The organism is Cnuella takakiae (genome assembly GCF_001953305.1).
In the GTDB taxonomy this organism is placed as follows: domain Bacteria; phylum Bacteroidota; class Bacteroidia; order Chitinophagales; family Chitinophagaceae; genus Flavisolibacter; species Flavisolibacter takakiae.
Genome location: NZ_MTFE01000010.1, coordinates 2,352,808 through 2,356,801, shown reverse-complemented (window position 1 = coordinate 2,356,801; position 3,994 = coordinate 2,352,808). Strand labels below are relative to the sequence as shown.

Genomic DNA, 3,994 nt, shown 5'->3' with positions numbered 1-3,994 from the left:
TTAACTCCAGTGTTACTCATATAAGTCAACTTTTGTGTCAACCTATTTTAGGACGAGGCAACACTTTAAATAAAAAAGGCGCTGCCCGGGCAGCGGCTTTTTTTATTTCCATAATTTAAAACAGTACCGGTTCAATTTACCTGCAAAGTCGAAGGGCGTTGTAGCCTTGGTAATATCCCGGATTTGGCTGGCGGCAATCCCATCTTCCGCCAGTTTGAACTTCGTAAAATTGGTACTGAAGTACAACATACCACCGGGAGCCAGTAAGCGCAGGCAGTCGCTGATCAGTTGTACATGGTCGCGCTGAATATCCAATACACCATCCATGCGTTTGCTGTTACTGAAGGTGGGAGGATCCATTACAATCAGGTCGAAACACTCGGCTGGCAATTCCCTGAGTTTGGCCAACACATCGGCATGGATCACCTGGTGGCTGGCAAACAATGGAAAATTGAGCCGCATATTTCGTTCCGCCCAGTCGAGGTAGGTTTTGGAAAGATCTACAGAAACCACCTGGGCGGCCCCACCTGCCGCGGCATACACCGAAAAAGAACCGGTATAGCAAAACAGGTTGAGTACTCTTTTGTCCTTGGCTGCTTCGCGCACCATACCGCGGGTAATGCGGTGGTCGAGAAAAAGACCGGTATCCAGGTAATCAGTAAGGTTTACCAAAAACTGCAAACCACCTTCCGCTACTACAAACTCGTTCTTTTGTTCGTCCAACTTTTGGTACTGGCCCTGCCGGTTGGTTTTGCGCTGGCGTAGTTTTACAAAAATGTTTTCCGGTGCAATACCCAGCACTTCGTGCATCACCTTTTTGCATCCATCCAGCCATGCTTCATGCTCCTGCTCCTCCATCTCGTGGCGGCGCTTGTACTCGGATACATATAATTTATCATGAAAAATTTCGATCAGCAAGGGAAATTCCGGAAGGTCGTGGTCGTACACCCGGTAGCAGCTGATGCCCTGGCGGGTAGCCTGTTTGCTCAAGTGGCGATACACTTTCTGGAGCCTGTTATAAAACATCAAAAACTTACCTTCCGGTTGGCTCATTGCTAAAATATTTAGACCTTTGGAAACTTTTTACCCGCACCAAAAGTACACCCCAACGATGTATGCAATTGTAGATATTGAAACAACAGGCAGCTACGCGGCTGCAAATGGCATCATCGAAATATCGGTGCAGGTTACCGATGGACAACAGGTAATCGAATCTTTTGAAACCCTGATCAACCCCGGGCAGGTCATTCCAAGGTACATACAGGCGCTTACAGGTATTACCAACGAAATGGTGGAAGACGCCCCCCGCTTTGAAGAAGTTGCGCAAAAGGTATATACCATTTTGCAGGGCAATGTATTTGTGGCGCACAACGTAAACTTCGACCATTCTTTTGTAAAGAACCACCTGGAGTGGTATGGCTACAGCCTGAACGTAAGAAAGCTCTGTACCGTAAGGCTGGCCCGACAGATATTTCCGGGTTACCCTTCTTACAGCCTTGGTAATATCTGCCATGCCATGGGCATTGAAATGAGCGATCGGCACCGTGCCGGCGGCGACGCCCGCGCTACGGTGGAACTATTCCACCTCATGCTCCGCAACGACCGCGAAGGTTTCATTAAAGCCAGCCTGCTGCGCAACAGCAAGGAGCAGATGCTGCCACCCAATGTTCCCAAGGACCATTTCTCGCAATTGCCCAATACACCCGGCGTATATTATTTCCAGGATCAAAAAGGGAAGGTGATTTATGTTGGGAAGGCGAAGGATATCCGCAAAAGGGTAAACCAGCATTTCAGTACCAACAGCGACAGCAAGCAGCGGCAAAACTTTTTGAAGCATACTTATGCCATTTCCTTCCAGGCTACTGCTACCGAACTGATGGCGGCCATCCTGGAATCGACAGAGATCAAAAGGCTGTGGCCCGTATTTAATGCGGCGCAAAAGAAGCCGGAAGAACTCTTTGGCATTTTTGTGTACGAAGACCAGAACGGCTATATGCGGCTGGCTATTGAAAAGAAGCGCAAGAACAATCATCCCATCTACACATTCCACTACAAAGTGGATGGCCATGGTGTATTGCGTAAACTGATGTCAGAATTCAGCCTTTGCCCCAAACTTTGTTTCATGCAAACCGACCAGGATCCCTGTGTGGGCATACACGAAGGTCATTGCAATGGCGCCTGTGAAAAGAAGGAGCAGCCTTCAGCATACAACCAGCGGGTGCTGGATGCCATTGCTTCGCTCACCCACCGGCCTTCTTACGTAGTACTGGATAAAGGCCTTGATGATGAAGAGCAATCCTGCATCCTGGTAGTGCAGGGCAATTTCTTTGGCATGGGTTACCTGCCTGCAAACTTTGAAGACATCTGTGCGGAAGTAATACAGGAGTTTGTAAAACCCTACAAGGACAACAGCACCATCCGCAGCTTACTCAATGCGCATTTGAACAAGTTCCCGGACCAGGTGAAATTCTTGTAGGTTTTTCGTTTTGGGTTTGTGTTAGGCTCCGGACTTATTAGCAATATGAACCAGTACTACCATCAACAAAAAACCAAAAACCGTTATTGCCATTCAAACCCCTCACCTTTTGGCATTTGCTCAAACACATGCCACACCTGTTCGGGTGGGGTTACCAGTCTTCTTTCCTTGATGCCGATCCAGGCGCCGTCTACGGTAAGGGTAGCACAAAGGACATTGTCATTTTTGAATACCTGGTGTTGGATACTCCACCGGGAATAGTCTTTCCGGCCACGGATCACTGCCAGTTTGATTTGCACTTCATCGCCCATCAGGATTTCGCGCCGGAAGGTACATTCCTCCCGGAACAAGATGGGGCCAATACCCAATTGCTGCATGGCAGATGGGGTAAGCCCATGTGCGTTTAGAAATTCCATCCGGCAGTAAGCGCCCCAATCGTAATAAACAGAGTGGCGTAGGTGGAAGTTTGCGTCCAGATCGGACCACCGTATTTGTAAAGGGCGAATGAACTCAGTCATAAAATCCAACTTGCTTTAACTGAAAAGACAATGGGTTGATACTGCAGGTGCGGCTTCTATCAAAAACCAGCGCTCCTTTTCAGTACGCAGCGAATTTATGCTAAGCTTTACACCCCCATTCACAGGGAAGCTTATTTTTGCTCCCTAACTTTTCGACCATGAAACAAAAGCTTGTAGCGGCACTGCTGCTCTCTTCTCTTGCGGCCTCGGCACAAACCAAGAAGCCGGCGACTGCCGCAAAACCTGCCGCCACTAAAGCTGCAGTGAAACCGGCTGTTGCCACGGCGGCGGCCCTGAGATCCATTACCGATTCGGCATCATATGCCATTGGTGTTTCGGTAGCCAATTTCTATTCCCAACAAGGCATGAGCAGCATCAACTCCAAAGTAGTGGCCCGTGCCATTGAGGATGTGTTGGCAAAAAAAGGCACCCTGCTTTCCGACCAGCAATGCAACCAGGTGATGATGGAACTGATGACACAGGCACAGGAAAAGAAAGCCGGCGCGCAGGTAGAAGCCGGTAAAAAGTTTTTGGAAGAGAACAAGAAAAAGCCGGGCGTGCAAACAACCGCCTCAGGCCTGCAATACGAAGTAATTACCCAGGGCACCGGCACCAAGCCCACTGAAACGGATACCGTTAAAGTAAACTATGTAGGCACCCTCATCAACGGGCAGGAGTTTGACAACAGCTACAAACGTGGCGAGCCTATTTCCTTCCCGCTCAATGGCGTAATCCGCGGTTGGACAGAAGGCGTACAGCTGATGTCAACCGGTTCCAAGTACCGTTTCTTTATCCCTTACCAATTGGGTTATGGCACCAATGAGGCCGGGGCTATTCCAGCTGGCTCCACCCTTATTTTTGAAGTGGAGTTGCTGGAAGTAAATGGTAAAAAGTAAAACCCTGCACGCTTACCTCTGAATCCTTTAAACAGGCATCTAAGTAAAAGCAGGTTCAGGTTAGCGTAAGTGTATTGGTTCGGTATGCGCTCATTCCAGGACTG

At 48.8% G+C, this 3,994-nt stretch carries 4 protein-coding genes; 2 read left to right on the top strand and 2 right to left on the bottom strand.

Features of this window, described 5'->3' with window-relative positions:
* Positions 1 to 102 precede the first annotated feature (102 nt).
* Positions 103 to 1,053 carry a class I SAM-dependent methyltransferase gene (locus BUE76_RS10310; RefSeq protein ID WP_073048279.1) on the bottom strand — a complete coding sequence of 317 codons (951 nt, stop codon included), beginning with the start codon at positions 1,051 to 1,053 and terminating at the stop codon, positions 103 to 105.
* Positions 1,054 to 1,111: 58 nt separating this feature from the next.
* On the opposite strand from BUE76_RS10310, the gene BUE76_RS10305 reads away from it, so the two are divergent.
* On the top strand, positions 1,112 to 2,476 hold the full coding sequence (locus BUE76_RS10305; RefSeq protein WP_073048275.1) for an exonuclease domain-containing protein: 1,365 nt from the start codon (positions 1,112 to 1,114) through the stop codon (positions 2,474 to 2,476).
* A gap of 83 nt (positions 2,477 to 2,559) precedes the next feature.
* On the opposite strand, the gene BUE76_RS10300 is transcribed toward BUE76_RS10305, so the two are convergent.
* Positions 2,560 to 2,994 carry an acyl-CoA thioesterase gene (locus BUE76_RS10300; RefSeq protein ID WP_073048272.1) on the bottom strand — a complete coding sequence of 145 codons (435 nt, stop codon included), beginning with the start codon at positions 2,992 to 2,994 and terminating at the stop codon, positions 2,560 to 2,562.
* A gap of 158 nt (positions 2,995 to 3,152) precedes the next feature.
* Here BUE76_RS10300 and BUE76_RS10295 point away from each other — a divergent pair, with 158 nt between their 5' ends.
* Positions 3,153 to 3,890: an FKBP-type peptidyl-prolyl cis-trans isomerase gene (locus tag BUE76_RS10295; protein ID WP_073048269.1), complete on the top strand. Its 738-nt coding sequence runs from the start codon at positions 3,153 to 3,155 to the stop codon at positions 3,888 to 3,890.
* Positions 3,891 to 3,994: the final 104 nt, after the last annotated feature.